Origin of the sequence: Mycobacterium sp. (assembly GCF_052143115.1) — a bacterium.
GTDB lineage: Bacteria > Actinomycetota > Actinomycetes > Mycobacteriales > Mycobacteriaceae > Mycobacterium.
Genome location: NZ_JBKQTQ010000179.1, coordinates 50151 through 65449, shown reverse-complemented (window position 1 = coordinate 65449; position 15299 = coordinate 50151). Strand labels below are relative to the sequence as shown.

General features: G+C 66.5%; 18 protein-coding genes and 1 pseudogene. 6 read left to right on the top strand and 13 right to left on the bottom strand.

Annotation, left to right across the window (positions count from 1 at the left end; genetic code table 11):
* Positions 1-304, bottom strand: a pseudogene (locus tag ACLQI9_RS18205) (glycine--tRNA ligase); the annotation flags it as partial.
* A 147-nt stretch (positions 305-451) separates the two neighbouring features.
* Here ACLQI9_RS18205 and ACLQI9_RS18200 point away from each other — a divergent pair.
* Positions 452-850, top strand: a complete 399-nt coding sequence (locus ACLQI9_RS18200; RefSeq protein ID WP_442391989.1) for an ArsR/SmtB family transcription factor — start codon at positions 452-454, stop codon at positions 848-850.
* Between the two features lie 96 nt (positions 851-946).
* A complete protein-coding gene (locus ACLQI9_RS18195; RefSeq protein ID WP_442383574.1) occupies positions 947-1345 on the top strand; it encodes a Fur family transcriptional regulator in 399 nt (132 codons plus the stop codon).
* Here the strand turns inward: ACLQI9_RS18195 and ACLQI9_RS18190 are convergent.
* Genes ACLQI9_RS18190 through recO form a run of 3 tightly spaced genes read right to left on the bottom strand, consistent with a single transcriptional unit; the run spans position 1342 to position 3475 of the window.
* On the bottom strand, positions 1342-1758 hold the full coding sequence (locus ACLQI9_RS18190) for a hypothetical protein (protein WP_442383572.1): 417 nt from the start codon (positions 1756-1758) through the stop codon (positions 1342-1344). The two genes, ACLQI9_RS18195 and ACLQI9_RS18190, sit on opposite strands and share 4 nt — an antisense overlap.
* Positions 1759-2676 (bottom strand): decaprenyl diphosphate synthase, encoded by a 918-nt coding sequence (locus tag ACLQI9_RS18185; RefSeq protein ID WP_442383570.1) that lies wholly within the window; start codon positions 2674-2676, stop codon positions 1759-1761.
* Positions 2636-3475, bottom strand: coding sequence for a DNA repair protein RecO (gene recO, locus ACLQI9_RS18180; RefSeq protein WP_442383568.1), 840 nt, complete (start codon positions 3473-3475; stop codon positions 2636-2638). Before recO ends, ACLQI9_RS18185 begins: the two co-directional genes overlap by 41 nt.
* A gap of 62 nt (positions 3476-3537) precedes the next feature.
* On the opposite strand from recO, the gene ACLQI9_RS18175 reads away from it, so the two are divergent.
* Positions 3538-5001 carry an amidase gene (locus ACLQI9_RS18175; RefSeq protein WP_442383566.1) on the top strand — a complete coding sequence of 488 codons (1464 nt, stop codon included), beginning with the start codon at positions 3538-3540 and terminating at the stop codon, positions 4999-5001.
* 15 nt (positions 5002-5016) lie between these two features.
* On the opposite strand, the gene era is transcribed toward ACLQI9_RS18175, so the two are convergent.
* The 8 genes from era to hrcA all read right to left on the bottom strand — a co-directional run bounded on the left by era (position 5017) and on the right by hrcA (position 12456).
* The gene (gene era, locus ACLQI9_RS18170) at positions 5017-5928 is read right to left on the bottom strand and encodes a GTPase Era (RefSeq protein ID WP_442383564.1); all 912 of its coding nucleotides are present in this window, start codon (positions 5926-5928) and stop codon (positions 5017-5019) included.
* Between the two features lie 30 nt (positions 5929-5958).
* Complete coding sequence (locus tag ACLQI9_RS18165; protein ID WP_442383562.1) at positions 5959-6285, bottom strand: cytidine deaminase; 327 nt, start codon at positions 6283-6285, stop codon at positions 5959-5961.
* Entirely contained in the window at positions 6275-7573 is a 1299-nt protein-coding gene (locus ACLQI9_RS18160; RefSeq protein WP_442383560.1) for a hemolysin family protein, read from the bottom strand. The genes ACLQI9_RS18165 and ACLQI9_RS18160 overlap by 11 nt, the downstream gene beginning before the upstream one ends.
* Positions 7570-8103: an rRNA maturation RNase YbeY gene (gene ybeY, locus ACLQI9_RS18155; protein ID WP_442383558.1), complete on the bottom strand. Its 534-nt coding sequence runs from the start codon at positions 8101-8103 to the stop codon at positions 7570-7572. The genes ACLQI9_RS18160 and ybeY overlap by 4 nt, the downstream gene beginning before the upstream one ends.
* Positions 8104-8187: 84 nt before the next feature.
* Positions 8188-9231, bottom strand: a complete 1044-nt coding sequence (locus ACLQI9_RS18150; protein WP_442383556.1) for a PhoH family protein — start codon at positions 9229-9231, stop codon at positions 8188-8190.
* 197 nt (positions 9232-9428) lie between these two features.
* Positions 9429-10193: a 16S rRNA (uracil(1498)-N(3))-methyltransferase gene (locus ACLQI9_RS18145; protein WP_442383554.1), complete on the bottom strand. Its 765-nt coding sequence runs from the start codon at positions 10191-10193 to the stop codon at positions 9429-9431.
* A complete protein-coding gene (gene dnaJ, locus ACLQI9_RS18140) occupies positions 10194-11333 on the bottom strand; it encodes a molecular chaperone DnaJ (RefSeq protein ID WP_442383552.1) in 1140 nt (379 codons plus the stop codon). It abuts the gene before it with no gap.
* Between the two features lie 79 nt (positions 11334-11412).
* On the bottom strand, positions 11413-12456 hold the full coding sequence (hrcA, locus tag ACLQI9_RS18135; RefSeq protein WP_442383549.1) for a heat-inducible transcriptional repressor HrcA: 1044 nt from the start codon (positions 12454-12456) through the stop codon (positions 11413-11415).
* 321 nt (positions 12457-12777) lie between these two features.
* On the opposite strand from hrcA, the gene ACLQI9_RS18130 reads away from it, so the two are divergent.
* The 3 genes from ACLQI9_RS18130 to ACLQI9_RS18120 all read left to right on the top strand — a co-directional run bounded on the left by ACLQI9_RS18130 (position 12778) and on the right by ACLQI9_RS18120 (position 14647).
* Entirely contained in the window at positions 12778-13089 is a 312-nt protein-coding gene (locus ACLQI9_RS18130) for a type II toxin-antitoxin system VapB family antitoxin (protein WP_442383547.1), read from the top strand.
* Positions 13090-13163: 74 nt separating this feature from the next.
* Positions 13164-13760 carry a carboxymuconolactone decarboxylase family protein gene (locus ACLQI9_RS18125; RefSeq protein WP_442383545.1) on the top strand — a complete coding sequence of 199 codons (597 nt, stop codon included), beginning with the start codon at positions 13164-13166 and terminating at the stop codon, positions 13758-13760.
* Positions 13757-14647, top strand: a complete 891-nt coding sequence (locus ACLQI9_RS18120; RefSeq protein WP_442383543.1) for a sigma-70 family RNA polymerase sigma factor — start codon at positions 13757-13759, stop codon at positions 14645-14647. Before ACLQI9_RS18125 ends, ACLQI9_RS18120 begins: the two co-directional genes overlap by 4 nt.
* Before the next feature lie 6 nt (positions 14648-14653).
* Here ACLQI9_RS18120 and ACLQI9_RS18115 read toward each other — a convergent pair whose 3' ends face one another.
* Positions 14654-15181: a hypothetical protein gene (locus ACLQI9_RS18115; RefSeq protein ID WP_442383541.1), complete on the bottom strand. Its 528-nt coding sequence runs from the start codon at positions 15179-15181 to the stop codon at positions 14654-14656.
* Between the last annotated feature and the right edge of the window lie 118 nt (positions 15182-15299).

The window sequence follows — 15299 nt, the reverse complement described above, 5'->3', positions numbered from 1 at the left end:
ACTCCACCAACGGATCGTGAAAGACCTCGACGTGCCCGGAGGCGACCCATACCTCACGCGGCAAGATGATCGACGAGTCCAGGCCGACGACGTCGTCGCGGCCGGTGACCACCGCGCGCCACCACTGCCGTTTGATGTTCTCCTTGAGCTCCACCCCCAACGGCCCGTAGTCCCATGCCGATTTGGTGCCGCCGTAGATCTCGCCGGAGGGGTAGACCAGGCCGCGCCGCTTGGCGAGGTTGACGACGGTGTCGATGACGGACGCCACGAGGTGATGACTCCTGACTTTCGATGCGCGAACGATCTGGCCGGCACTGAGCCGGTGCGCGCCGGTGAGCACCCGTCATCGTAACGATCGACCCCGAGCTCTTTGACATGCGTGATCATGCATGTGACAGTGGAACCAGCCGGCAGCGTTTTCCAGCGATCCCCAGCAGCCGGCCCGAAAGTGATGGTCATGTCCCCCGCAGCGTCGACCGAGAGCCACGGCGACCTCGGCTCCGGTTTGGATGAAGGCCATGAGCACGGCGTTTCTGACTTCACCGAGCTGCCGGCGCCACCCCCGCGGGAAATTCTGGAAGCCGCGGGCGAGCTGCTGCGCGCGCTGGCTGCGCCGGTGCGGATCGCCATTGTGCTGCAGTTACGCGAGTCTCAGCGCTGCGTGCACGAGCTGGTCGATGCGCTGACTGTGCCGCAGCCGCTGGTCAGCCAGCACCTCAAAATCCTCAAGGCGGCGGGTGTGGTCACCGGGGAACGGTCGGGTCGCGAGGTGCTCTACCGGCTGGCCGATCACCACTTGGCGCATATCGTGATCGACGCCGTCGCACACGCCGGCGAGGACAAGCCATGACCGCCGGCGACGATGCAGAGCGCAGCGATGCTGAGGAGCGGCGTATGAGCACCGCCGGCGACGATGCAGAGCGCAGCGATCCGGAGGAGCGGCGCCATGACTAACGGCAGCGTGCGTTCTACCCGGCAGCGGGCGGCGATCTCGTCGCTGCTGGAAACCCTCGACGACTTCCGGTCGGCCCAAGAGCTGTACGACGAGCTGCGGCGCCGCGGTGAGAACATCGGCCTGACCACCGTCTACCGGACGCTGCAGTCGATGTCGGCCGCGGGCATGCTCGACACGCTGCGCAACGACACCGGTGAGTCGGTCTACCGGCGCTGCTCGGAACACCATCACCACCACTTGGTGTGCCGCAACTGCGGGTCGACCGTGGAGGTGGGCGACCACGAGGTCGAGGTGTGGGCGGCCGAGGTGGCGACCAAACACGGATTCTCCGATGTCAGCCACACCATCGAGATGTTCGGCACTTGCGCGGACTGCCGCGGTCAGACTTAGCCCGTTAGCGCGTGACGGATCTCGGCGCCCTTGTCGAGCACCATCAGGATCAGCGTGCGCAGCGCGTCGTCGCTCAGGCCACTGCCCGGAAAGTTGTAGCGCAGCATCACGTCTGCCGTTTTGCTTGAGTTGCGTTTGCCGGTCGTTTCGCCGACCTTCTCCATCAGCGCCACCGATCCCAGCAGAGTGCTCTGCGCGTGCTCGGCCACGCTGTCACGAATCTTCTTGGTCAGCAGCAGATCCCACGCCAGAATCTGGGTCAGGGACACCAGGTCGAGGTCCTCGGTGATGGTCACGACCCGCAACGACGCGATCGTGCCGTCGTGGCGCACGGTCAGCGCGCCGTCGGATTCCTCGTCGAGGGGTAATACCTCTGACAGCACCGCTAACAACCGCTCCTGTAACGAAGGCATCTAGGCCGTCCCGAATCGTCGATGACGCAACGCGTACTCTTCGCAGGCCGCCCAGAGATCGCGGCGGTCGTAATCGGGCCAGAGTTTATCCTGGAAGATGTACTCGGCGTAGGCCGCTTGCCACAGCATGAAATTGCTGGTCCGCTGCTCGCCCGAGGTCCGCAGCAACAGATCCACGTCGGGAATGTCGGGGCGGTGTAGATGGCGAGCGACAGTCGCCTCGGTGACCCGCTCCGGGTCCAGCCTGCCCGCGGCGGCTTCGCGCGCGATATCCCTTGCGGCCTCGGCGATTTCGGTGCGGCCACCATAGTTGACGCAGTAGTTCACCGTGATGACGTCGTTGTGCATCGTCATCTCCTCTGCGATCGCCAATTCGTTGATGACACTTCGCCACAGGCGCGGCCGCGAGCCCACCCAGCGAATCTTCACGCCCATCTCGTTGAGGTTGACCCGCCGCCGTCGCACCACGTCGCGGTTGAACCCCATCAGGAAGCGAACTTCCTCGGCTGACCGCTTCCAGTTCTCCGTGGAAAAGGCGTAGAGGCTGAGCCATTTGATGCCGATTTCGATTGCACCGCAAACGATATCGATAACGACGGCCTCACCCATCTTGTGGCCTTCGACGCGGGCCAGTCCGCGCTGGGTGGCCCAGCGGCCGTTGCCATCCATCACGATCGCAACGTGGTTGGGCAGCTGGTCCGCGGGGATCCGCGGTGCGGCTGCGTTGGAAACGTGTTGTGGGGGCCGGCAGGGGCCGCCGTCGGGCGACGGGGGGAGCGCCGGAAAGACCACCGGCCAGGTGGATTTGTCGGGAAAGGTCGGGTAGTCGTCGGGGGCAGGCGGCAGCTGTGGGAAGTGGACGACCTTCCTGGTGCGCTCAGCCCTCCGCTCTGAGCGGCTCACCCGGCTCGTCCCCATGGGCCACATCCTGCCTGACCAGAGCGATGCGACGGTCGGCGAGGCTCTGATAGACATGGTCGACTCGGCCTGGCCGCTCGACCAGCGGCAACGTTCGCAGCTGCCGCTCCAGATGCCATTGCAGGTGGGCGGCCACCAATCCGCTGACGTGGCTGCGGGCCGAGTGCGGTGCGGTCTCCGCGGTCTCCCAATCACCGTCGTGCAGCGCCGACATCAGATCCACCACACCCAGCGGCGGCGTCGTCGCACCGGCGGGGCGGCAGTAGCCGCAGACGCTGCCGCCTGCGGCGATGTGAAATGCCCGATGCGGGCCCGGGGTGCCGCAGCGGGCGCATTCGGTCAGCGCGGGGGCCCACCCGGCGATGCTCATGGCCCGCAGCAGATACGCGTCCAGCACCAGCTCGCGGGGTCGGCGACCGTCGGCCACCGCACGCAGCGCACCGACCGTGAGTCGGTGCAATGTCGGGGCCGGTGCTCGTTCTTCACCGGCGAGGCGCTCGGCGGTTTCCAGCATCGCGCACGCGCAGGTGTATCGGCCGTAGTCGCTGACGATGTCGGTGGCGAACGCGTCAAGCGAGACGACCTGGGTGACGATGTCCAGGTTGCGGCCCGGGTGCAACTGCACGTCGATATGCGCGAACGGCTCCAGTCGCGCGCCGAACTTGCTACGGGTGCGGCGTACACCCTTGGCCACCGCACGGACCAGTCCATGGTCGCGGGTGAGCATGGTGACGATCCGGTCGGCTTCGCCGAGCTTGTGCTGGCGCAGCACCACCGCCCGGTCTCGGTACAGCCGCATCACACCAGTGTGGCATTGAGTGGCCACATCCCCTCATACCCGCGCCGATACGCTCATAGGCGATGACTCACTCGCCCGCATCACGCTTCCCCACCCTGACCGACCAGCTCTACCAGCTGGCCAACGGTGAGGTGACTTCCGGCGAGCTGGTCCGTCGCTCGCTGCACGCCATCGACCTGAGCCAATCGACACTGAACGCTTTCCGCGTGGTGCTCACCGAGACGGCGCTGGCCGATGCTGCCGCGGCCGACCTGCGGCGCGCCAACGATGATCAAGCGCCGCTGCTGGGTGTCCCAATCGCGGTCAAAGACGACGTCGACATCGCCGGAGTGCCAACCGCCTTCGGCACATCAGGGTCCGTTCGGCTCGCCACGCAGGACGCCGAAGTGGTGCGCCGGCTTAAGGCGGCCGGCGCAGTGATCGTCGGCAAGACCAATACCTGCGAACTGGGCCAATGGCCGTTCACCAGCGGACCCGGGTTCGGCCACACCCGCAATCCGTGGTCGCGCAAACACACTCCGGGCGGGTCGTCAGGCGGCAGCGCGGCCGCGGTCGCCGCCGGCCTGGTCACCGCCGCGATCGGCTCGGACGGGGCGGGCAGTGTTCGGATCCCGGCGGCCTGGACGCATTTGGTGGGCATCAAACCGCAACGTGGCCGCATCTCGACGTGGCCGTTACCGGAGGCGTTCAACGGCATCACGGTCAACGGCGTGCTGGCCCGCACCGTCGCCGATGCGGCGCTGGTGCTCGATGCGGCGTCCGGCAACGCCGAGGGCGATCTGCACAAGCCGCGGCCGGTGACGGTGACCGACCACGTGGGCATCGCTCCCGGGCCGTTGCGGATCGCGCTGTCAGCCCTTTTCCCGTTCACCGGGTTTCCGGCTCGCTTGCATCCGGAGATCAGGGCGGCGCTTGAGTCGGTGGGCGATCAACTTCGACTGCTCGGCCACAGGGTGATGTCGGGCAATCCCGATTACGGACTGCGGCTGTCGTGGAACTTTCTGTCACGTTCCACTTCTGGACTGATCGACTGGGCCGACCGGTTAGGTGACGGCGTGGAGCTCGATCCACGCACGATGTCGAATATGCGGATGGGGCGGGTGCTCTCGCAGTCGATACTGCGCGCCGCGCGTGCGCACGAAGTCGCCGATCAACGCCGGGTGGGCTCGATTTTCCGCATCGTGGACGTCGTGGTGGCGCCGACAACCGCGCAGCCGCCTCCGCTGGTGCACACGTTCGACAAGTTGCGCGGCCTGGACACCGACCGCGTGATGATCGCTGCCTGCCCGGTGACCTGGCCGTGGAATGTGTTGGGGTGGCCCTCGATCAACGTCCCGGCGGGCTTTACCTCCGAAGGCTTGCCGATCGGCGTGCAGCTGATGGGACCGGCCAACAGCGAGCCACTGCTGATCTCTCTGGCCGCCGAATTGGAGGGGCTCGGCGGCTGGCCGGCCAAGCAACCGGAGATTTGGTGGAACACTGGCACGGACACGCCACCGATCTCCAGCGGACCGCAACTGCGATGAGAGCCGAACCTTAGCTCAAAAGCCCAGCCGACCAAGTTGTTTGGGGTCGCGCTGCCAATTCTTGGCGACCTTGACGCGCAGGTCGAGGTAGACCTTGGTACCCAGCAGCTTCTCGATCTGGCCGCGCGCCGAGGTGCCTACCTCGCGCAATCGGGCGCCACCCTTGCCGATCACGATGCCCTTCTGGCTGTCGCGCTCGACGTAGAGAACGGCGTGCACGTCGATCAGGTCGTCACGCCCCTCCCGCGGATTGACCTCGTCGATAACCACCGCCAGCGAATGTGGCAACTCCTCGCGCACGCCCTCCAGGGCGGCTTCCCGAATGAACTCGGCCATCAGAACCTCTTCGGGTTCATCGGTCAGCTCACCGTCGGGGTAGTACGCCGGCCCAGCCGGCAACGCAGCAGCCAGCACGTCGATCAGCACGTCGATCTGCTCACCGGTGACCGCCGAGACAGGGACGATCTCGGCTTGACGATCGTCGGTGATCCCGACCAGTTCGCCGACCGCGGCCAGCTGCGCGGCCAACTTGTCCTTGGTCACCCTGTCGATTTTGGTGACGATGACGACCAACGTCGTTGTGGGCGCGACGGAGTCGATCTGCTCAACGATCCACCGGTCTCCCGGGCCGATCGCCTCGTCGGCGGGTATGCACAAACCGATGGCGTCGACTTCTGTGTAGGTATCGCGGACCAAGTCGTTGAGGCGCTTGCCCAGCAGGGTCCGCGGCCGATGCAGTCCGGGAGTGTCGACCATGATCATCTGGAAGTCCTCTCGGTGCACGATGCCGCGAATCGTGTGCCGGGTTGTCTGCGGGCGACTCGAGGTGATCGCCACCTTCGAGCCGACCAGCGCATTGGTCAGCGTCGACTTCCCGGTATTCGGCCGCCCGACGAGACAGACGAAGCCGGAATGGAATTCAGTCATGGTTTCGCGGTGAGTCCGCGACGGGCACGGTCATGGCAGGACATTGCCTGCGCCGTCGGTGATGATGACCGCCGCCGTCGCCGATATCTCACGGACGGCGGCGATGCCGGCGTCGTCGGCGGAACCGGCCACCAGCACGGCAGCCTCCAACCCGACCGCTCCGCTGGATACCGCCCCGGCCACCGCCGTTTGCAGCGCGGTCAGCTGCAACGTCGACAGATCCACCGGCGCTGCGGCGTAGGTCCGGCCATCGACGTCACGCACCGCTGCGCCGCTGCGGGCCTCGGCGCGTGCCATGGCCGAGCGGGCCAGCACGACGAGCTTTGCGTCCTCGGCAACGAGCGGCTCAGCCGTCATGGTTTACCTCCTGACCGTCGGGGTCGGCGCGGCTCAGCAACACGGTGCCGATCCGGACCCGGCCGCGATGGTCCTGGCCGCCCTCGGCATGCAGCCGCAGCCCATGTGATACCACCTCGGCGCCGGGCAGTGGGACCCGACCCAGCTCCAGAGCCAGCAGCCCGCCGACCGTGTCGACGTCAAGGTGCTCGTCGAACTCCACTCCGTACAGTTCGCCGACGTCTTCGATCGGCAGTCGCGCCGAAACCCGGAACCGGTTGTCGCCCAGATCTTCTACCGGCGCGACCTCGGCCGCGTCGTACTCGTCGGCAATCTCGCCGACGATCTCTTCCAACACATCCTCGATCGTCACCAACCCGGCTATCGCGCCGTACTCGTCGACCAGCAGCGCCATGTGGTTGCGATCTCGCTGCATTTCGCGCAGCAGCGCGTCCAGGGGTTTGGAGTCCGGCACGAACACCGCTGGACGCATGACCTGCGCAACAGGGGTGTCCCGTCCGCCAGTGCTCGAGTAATGTGTTTGCTGCACAGCGTCTTTCAGATACACAACACCGACGACATCGTCGACGTTCTCACCGATCACCGGAATGCGGGAATGCCCGCTGCGCACCGCCAGCGATATCGCTTTGTCGGCCGATTCGTCGCTTTCGATCCAGATCATCTCGGTGCGCGGCACCATCACCTCGCGGGCCGGTGTATCGCCAAGTTCGAAAACGGACTGGATCATCCGGCGCTCGTCGGCGGCGACCACGCCGCGCTGCTGGGCCAGGTCGACGACTTCGCGCAACTCGATCTCGGACGCGAACGGCCCGTTGCGGAAGCCCCGACCCGGGGTCAGCATGTTGCCCAGTACCACCAGCAATCGGCTAATCGGGGCCAGCAAGACCGAAATCACCTGCAGCGGTAGCGCTGCCACCAACGAAATCGTGTAGGCATTCTGGCGGCCGAGCGTGCGCGGACCGACACCGATGACGACGAAACTGATCACCACCATGGTCGCGGCGGCGGCGAGCAGCCCCCAACCGTGGCCCAGGTTGTGGCGGAGACTCACCACCAGCAGCGCAGTCGCGGTGATCTCACAGATGATCCGCAGCAACACCACCAAGTTGATGTAGCGGGGCCGGTCGGCCATCACCTTGGCCAGCCGCACCGCGCCCGGCCGCTCGTCACGTACCAGTTCGTGGACCCGCGCCACCGACACCGTGCTGATCGCGGCATCGACCGCGGCGAACAAACCGCCCAGACCGATCAGCACGATCGCGCCGAGCAGCGGACCGACCCCAGTCAATTGTCGAAAAACCTTGATTTATCGAGCAATCGCTGGTCTCTCTCGCTCTGGCGTTCGTGGTGGTAGGCCTCGACTTGGTTGGCGACCCAGTCTTCGAGCAAGCGGCGCTGCAGGGCGAACATCTCTTTTTCTTCGTCCGGCTCGGCGTGGTCGTAGCCGAGGAGGTGCAGAACGCCGTGGATTGTCAGCAGCGCCAATTCGTGACCCAGCGAATGACCGGCAGCCGCGGCCTGCTCGGCGGCGAATTCGGGGCACAGCACGATGTCGCCGAGCATCGCCGGTCCCGGCTCCGGAGCGTCGGGGCGGCCGCCCGGCTCGAGCTCGTCCATCGGAAAGCTCATCACGTCGGTCGGTCCGGGCAAATCCATCCAGCGCATGTGGAGATCAGCCATCGCCGCGGTGTCTAGCAGCACCATCGACAGCTCGGCGGCCGGGTTGACGTCCATTTGGGCAATGACGAACCTTGCGACGCTGATTAATTCGGATTCGGAGACGTCGACTCCCGATTCGTTGGCGACCTCGATACTCACGAGCGCCCCTCTCCCCCGCGAGCGGGAGGTGCCCCCACCTCATCACTCGGCGTTGATTCGTCGCCGGCGCGACTCACGGCGCTGTCACCGGCGGCTGCGGGCACTCGACGCCCGCCGCGCTGCCCGGTTCATGTTCAGACCGGGTTCCTCGTATCGTGCATAGGCATCCACGATTTCGGCGACCAACCGATGCCGGACGACGTCGGCGCTGGTCAATTCGGCGATGTGAATGTCGTCGATGCCATCGAGGATGTCGACCGCGGCCCGCAGTCCCGACCTGTTGCCGCCCGGCAGGTCGATCTGTGTAACATCGCCGGTTACAACGACTTTCGAGCCGAATCCCAGTCGGGTGAGGAACATCTTCATCTGCTCGCCGGTGGTGTTCTGCGCCTCGTCCAGGATGATGAACGCGTCATTAAGGCTGCGACCGCGCATATATGCCAGCGGCGCGACCTCGATGATCCCGGACGCCATCAGCTTGGGGATCAGCTCGGGATCCATCATGTCGTGCAGCGCGTCGTAAAGTGGACGCAGATACGGGTCGATCTTCTCGCTCAGTGTGCCGGGCAGAAAGCCAAGCCGCTCACCGGCTTCCACTGCCGGTCGGGTCAAGATGATGCGGGTGACCTGTTTGCGCTGCAGCGCGTTGACCGCCTTGGCCATCGCCAGGTAGGTCTTGCCCGTTCCTGCCGGGCCGATCCCGAAGACGATGGTGTGAGCATCGATCGCGTCGACGTAGCGCTTCTGATTCAGGGTCTTGGGCCGAATCGTCCTGCCGCGACGCGACAAGATGTCAAGGGTCAGCACCTCGGCCGGAGACTCGTTGCCGGTGCCGATCAACATGGCCACACTGTGGCGCACCACCTCGGGCGTCAACGGCTGGCCACCGGCGACGATCGCGACGAGTTCGGAGATCACCCGTTCGGCGAGCGCGACGTCGGCGGGCTCACCGGAAAGCGTCACCGCGTTGCCACGTACATGCAGATCAGCGGCCAGAATGCGTTCGAGCGCACGCAGGTTTTCGTCAGCGGAACCCAGCAGGCCCACCACGAGGTCGGGCGGAACGTCGATGCTGCTGCGAACCTGGGATGTCGGCGAACCAGCAGCGTTGGTTTCGCGGGGCGTCACGTGGTCTCTAATGCCTGCTTTCTGCGGTGTGTTCAGCGGGTTGCTCGGACGGTTAAGTCTACCGCCGGTAGGTTTGCGAACCCAATGGTTAGCCGCGCTGCGGCCACCAGTTCGGCGGCGTCGAGATCGACGCCAGCGCGGAAAAATCGCGAAAAAGACGCGCTGACGTCAATCTCGAAACGCATGCAGCGTGCCTTTCACGGGCTCGCGTCGCCTGGTTGCTCCCACCGCGGGGTCAGCACACCCAGCGCGCCCAATGCGACCGCGGCCGCGGTCGATGTGCGCAGCACGGTCGGGCCAAGCCGGACCGGCACGGCACCGGCGTCCGTCAATGCAGTGAGCTCGTCGGGAGCGATGCCGCCCTCGGGGCCCACCACCAACATCACCGACTTCGCTTGCGCCAGGCTGAGATCCGTCAGCTGACCGGTAGCCGACTCGTGCAGAGCCAACACCGTGCCCCCGGACGCCACCACGTCGCCGATCCGCTGGGTCAGCGCCGCGGTGGACAGCACACCGTCGACCGACGGGATGTGCGCCCGACGGGATTGCTGTGCCGCAGCGCGAGCGACCGCGTGCCAGCGCCGCAGGCCCTTATCGGCGCGGGCGCCCTCCCAACGGGCCACGCACCGCGCGGCCTGCCACGCCACCAGGGCATCAGCTCCGGCTTCGGTGGCCAACTCGATCGCCAGCTCGGAGCGCTCGGCCTTGGGCAACGCCTGGATGACGGTGACCGGCGGCTGGACGGGCGGTACCTGCCAGCGGTCCAGCACCCTGGCCTGCACCCCGTCGCGGCCGGCGTGTTCGACCACGCAACGGGCCAGGCCCCCGTCGCCGTCGCCGAGAATGAGCTCTTCGCCGCGCCGGATGCGCCGCACGGTAGCGGCGTGAAAGCCTTCGTCGCCCTCGACGACGGCCAGCTCACCGGTCGCGGGCAGCGCGTCGATGTAGAACAGGCCGGGCAATTAGCGCCCGGTAAAGGTCTCACGCAGCCGGCTGAACAATCCGCCGGTGCCGGCGGCGTGCGTCGAACGGACTTCGGCCACGTCACGACCTCGGCGGCTCTTGAGCTCGCCCAGCAGTTCGGTGTCGCGATGATCGAGCCGATCCGGCACGACCACCTCGACATGCACGTGCAGATCACCGCGCGCACCGGAACGCAGGTGGGGCATCCCGTGGCCCCGCCGGGTCGTCACCGAACCGGGCTGGGTCCCCGCGGGGATGGTGATCTCGGTCAGGCCGTCGAGGATCGCGTCCAGGGTCACCGTGGTCCCCAGGGCCGCGTCGACCATCGGCACCGAGATCGTGCAGTGCAAATCGTCGCCGTCGCGCACGAAGATGTCGTGAGGCTGTTCGTGGACCTCGACGTAGAGATCGCCCGCCGGTCCTCCCCCAGGCCCAACCTCGCCTTGCGCAGCCAGCCGGACCCGCATGCCGTTGCCGACGCCGGCGGGGATCTTCACGGTGATCTCGCGACGAGCCCGCACCCTTCCGTCGGCACCGCACTGGTAGCACGGGTCGAGAATGACTTCGCCCACGCCGCGGCAGGTCGGGCACGGTCGCGATGTCATCACCTGACCGAGCAGGGAGCGCTGCACCGTCTGCACCTCCCCGCGACCACCGCAGGTGTCGCAGGTCACGGGTGCCGAATTGCCGTTGGTGCCGCGGCCCTGGCACCGGTCGCACAGCACCGCAGTGTCAACAGTGACCTGTTTACTGACGCCGGTCGCGCATTCGGTGAGGTCGAGCCGCATCCGCAGCAACGAGTCCGAGCCCGGTCGGACCCGTCCGGTCGGTCCGCGCGAGGTTGAGCCCCCACCGAAGAACGCCTCGAACACATCGCCCAGACCACCGAAGCCACCGAATCCGTTCGCAGCCGAGGCCGCGTTCTCCAGCGGGTCGCCGCCCATGTCGACGATGCGTCGCTTCTCTGGGTCCGATAACACCTCGTAGGCGACGCTGATCTCCTTGAACTTCGCCTGGGCGACCTCGTCGGGGTTGATGTCGGGATGCAGCTCACGCGCCAGCTTGCGATAGGCGCGTTTGATCTCCGCATCGCTCGCCTTCTGGCTCACGCCGAGCAGACCGTAGTAGTCGCGTGCCACGCCTGACCTTTCTTAGGCCCTTAGGCCTTTTCAGACCGCACTACCACGGCCATCCATAAATTCTGCAATGAGTGGGCGCTCATCGCGCACCTAGCACTTCGCCGATATACAGAGCAACCGCTGCGACGCTGGCGATAGTTCCCGGATAGTCCATTCGGGTGGGCCCGAGCACACCCATGCCGCCGTAGACGGTGTCGGTGGTGCCGTAGGTGGTGGACACCACCGATGTGCCCACCATCTGCTCGGCCTCGGTTTCGTGCCCGATGCGCACCGTCACTTTACCGGCTTCTTGCTGGGCAGCCAGCAGCCGCAGCACCACGACCTGTTCCTCGAGTGCTTCCAGGATCGACCGCAGCGAACCGCCGAAGTCGGCGGTATTGCGGGTCAGGTTGGCGGTGCCGCCGAGCAGCAGCCGCTCCTCGGTGTGCTCGACCAGGGACTCCAGCAGCACCGTCGCCGAGCGTCCGACGGCGTCGCTGAGGCTGGTGCGCTGCCCGCCGCGGCCGTCGAGCTGCACGGCCAGATCCGCGACCGCGATCGATGCCGCCGAAAGCCTTTTACCTTCCAGCGCTTGGCCGAGCATCTCGCGCAGCTGGGACAGCTGGTGGTCGTCGATGACATCACCGAGTTCGACGATGCGCTGGTCGACCCGGCCGGAGTCGGTGATGACGACCATCAGCAACCGGGCGGGGGTCAGCGCAATCACTTCCAGATGCCGCACGGTCGACGTGGACAACGTCGGGTACTGCACGATAGCCACCTGGCGGGTCAGCTGCGCCAGCAGCCGCACTGCGCGTCGCAGCACGTCGTCGAGGTCGACACCCGATTCCAGAAAGCCTTGGATGGCTCGGCGCTCAGCCACCGACAGCGGCTTGACGTCGTCGAGCCGGTCGACGAATTCGCGGTAGCCCTTTTCGGTCGGCACGCGTCCGGAGCTGGTGTGCGGCTGGGTGATGTAACCCTCGGCCTCCAGCACGGCCATATCGTTGCGGACCGTGGCGGAAGAGACACCGAGGTTGTGGCGCTCAACCAGCGACTTCGACCCGATCGGCTCCTTGGTGGAGACGAAGTCGGCGACGATCGCACGCAGCACCTCAAAGCGACGGTCGTCGGCACTAGCCATCCGGATCCACCTTTCCAACCTGACCCATTTTACGGTGATCATCGGCCGCGACCGCTGCTCGCACCCACACCCGCCAGCCGTTCCGGCCCGTATCGTCGCTCGCGCTAGCCAACGGCGCGCTCCTCCTCGCGCCGTTCCGGCCCGCATCGTCGCCGCGCTAGCCAACGGCGCGCTCCTCCTCGCGCCGTTCCGGCCCGCATCGTCGCCGCGCTAGCCAACGGCGCGCTCCTCCTCGCGCCGTTCCGGCCCGCATCGTCGCCGCGCTAGCCTTTCCTGCATGGCCACGTCGAGCCGCGGCGACGCGCCGGAGACGGTCTGCGGATGATCTTCAAGGGCGTGCGAGAGGGCAAGCCGTACCCCGAGCATGGGCTGTCCTACCGGGACTGGTCGAAGATTCCTCCGCGGCAGATCCGACTCGATGAGATAGTCACCACCACGACAGTGCTGGCACTTGATCGCCTGCTGTCCGAAGACTCCACGTTCTACGGTGACCTTTTCCCGCACGCGGTGAAGTGGAAGGGCATCGTCTACCTCGAGGACGGCTTGCATCGCGCGGTGCGTGCGGCGCTGCGCAATCGCACAGTGCTGCATGCCCGGCTGCTCGATTTGGATGCGGTCACCCAGCAGGCGTAGCGCTCGGTCACATTCTTGCCCCGCCCGGTGTCGAGGTAGGTAGGAACGCCCGAAAGGCTTTGAGGAGGACCGCCATGCCACGACTCACCGGAGTTTCCGACCGCGACGCCGGACTCGGCGCCAAGATCGCTTATTTCTTCACCAAGCGGCGCTTCAAGCAGATGACCGGACTCGAAACCGCAACGATGCTCGAGCCGCTGCGGATGTATGCGTATATCCCCAAGCTGCTCAACGCCTATGGCCGCTTGGAACTGGCAGAGTCGAAAATGGATATCCTCAGCCCCCGGCATCGCGCGCTGGCCGAGCTCAAGTCGGCGGCGACGGTGCGCTGCGAGTACTGCATCGACCTCGGTTCGGCGATCGCGCGCGGCTGGGGGCTTACCGACGAGGAACTGCTGGCGTTATCGGACTACCAGAACGCCACCTGCTTCTCCGACCTCGACAAGCTCATCCTCGAATACGCCACGGCGATCAGCCGCACACCGGTCGAGGTGAGTGACCATCTGTTCGACGGCTTGCGCGCGCATTTCGACAACGCGCAACTCGTCGGTCTGACCCACATCATCACGCTCGGCAATCTGCGGGGGCGCTTCAATCTCGCGTTGGGTATCGGGGCATCGGGTTTCAGCGACGGCAGGGTGTGCGCACTGCCCGACGCCGGTGGACGGTGACCACCAACACGGACCTGGCAGCACGTTTCCAGGCGGCCCGGCCGCATCTGGGCGCGCTGGCCTACCGCATGCTGGGTTCGGTCGACGACGCAGAGGACGCCGTACAGGAGGCCTGGCTGCGGCTGACCGGCGGCGACCACCGGGATGCTCGGGAGATAGCCAACCTCGACGCCTGGCTGACCACGGTGGTGGCCCGGATCTGTCTGAACACGCTGCGCAATCGCCGGGCACGACCCCGCGAAGAACTCGTCGCCCGAGTGCCGGACCCCATCGTCGACGGGGTCGGCGACGTCGATCCAGAGCATCAGGCGATGCTGGCCGACGGGGTGGGGTTGGCGTTGTTCGTGGTGCTGGACACCTTGCCGCCGGCGGAGCGGCTGGCGTTCGTGCTACACGACGTCTTCGCCGTGCCGTTCGACCAGATTGCGCCGATCGTCGAGCGGTCACCCGAGGCCACCCGCAAGCTGGCCAGCCGGGCGCGGCGCCGCATCCAGGATGCCGCGCCCAATCCCGACACCGACCTGGCGGCCCAACACGCCGTCGTCGACGCCTTCTTTGCCGCGGGGCGTGCCGGTGACTTCGACCGGCTGGTCGCGGTACTGGACCCCGACGTGTCATTGCGCGGCGATTTCGGCCGCGGCCCGGCCGGACTGCGCTCGGTTGAGGGTGCCTCCGCCGTGGCCGGACTCGCCCGAGGCTACGCAGCGCCGGAACGCGAAGTCCGCCCCGCCATCGTCAACGGCGCCGCCGGCGCGGTGATCTTCGTCGGCGGCGAGCCGACCGCCATCATGGGCTTCGTCGTGCGCGGTGAGCGTGTCGCCGCGATCGACGTGCTGGCCGATCCAGAACGCATCGCCCGGATCGACTTGGGCGCAGTTACCGGCTAGCCGGTGTCACGCGGCGGTGGCCGCCTGCACCAGCGCGATCGCGGCGTCGTGCTGCATGACCCAGGTGCCACCTTGATCGATGAACGCGAGTTGCTTGGTGACCGGCCCGGCGAACTTCGGACCCGTGATGGCGACGTCGGCGCTGACCGCGTTCGGAGCGACCGGCTGGATGTTCGTGACGTTGAACTGCTCCGGGAAGTTCCCGTTCCGGAAGGCCTTCCTCAGGTCGTGGTCGGCCACATGGCCCTCGTCTCCACTGATGCCGTTTTCAACCAGACCAAACTTGTTCTCATATGACACGCCAGGGTCGGTGACCTGGTTGCACAGGCTGGACAACTGCTCCGGGCTGGGCAGAGCTGCCGGTGCACCCGGCGGCGGAGGCGGCGGGGGGTCCTGCGCAAACGGCACGCCCAAGGCGGCGGGCTGCACCTCGAAGCCCGGCGTGGCGCCAAAGGCAACCGACGTCAGGCCGGCCGCCGCGGCTCCAATCGCGGCAACGGCTGCCGCCCCGGTGGCGAGCAATTTTACGGTCATGGCTGTCCCTTCGACTCGGACTTCGATATCGGTGTCATTCTGCTGGTCACGGCGTCATCTGTGGCGGCGCCGATGCGGGCGTGTCGTATCAGTGGTTGTCTCAACATACCCGGTGGGT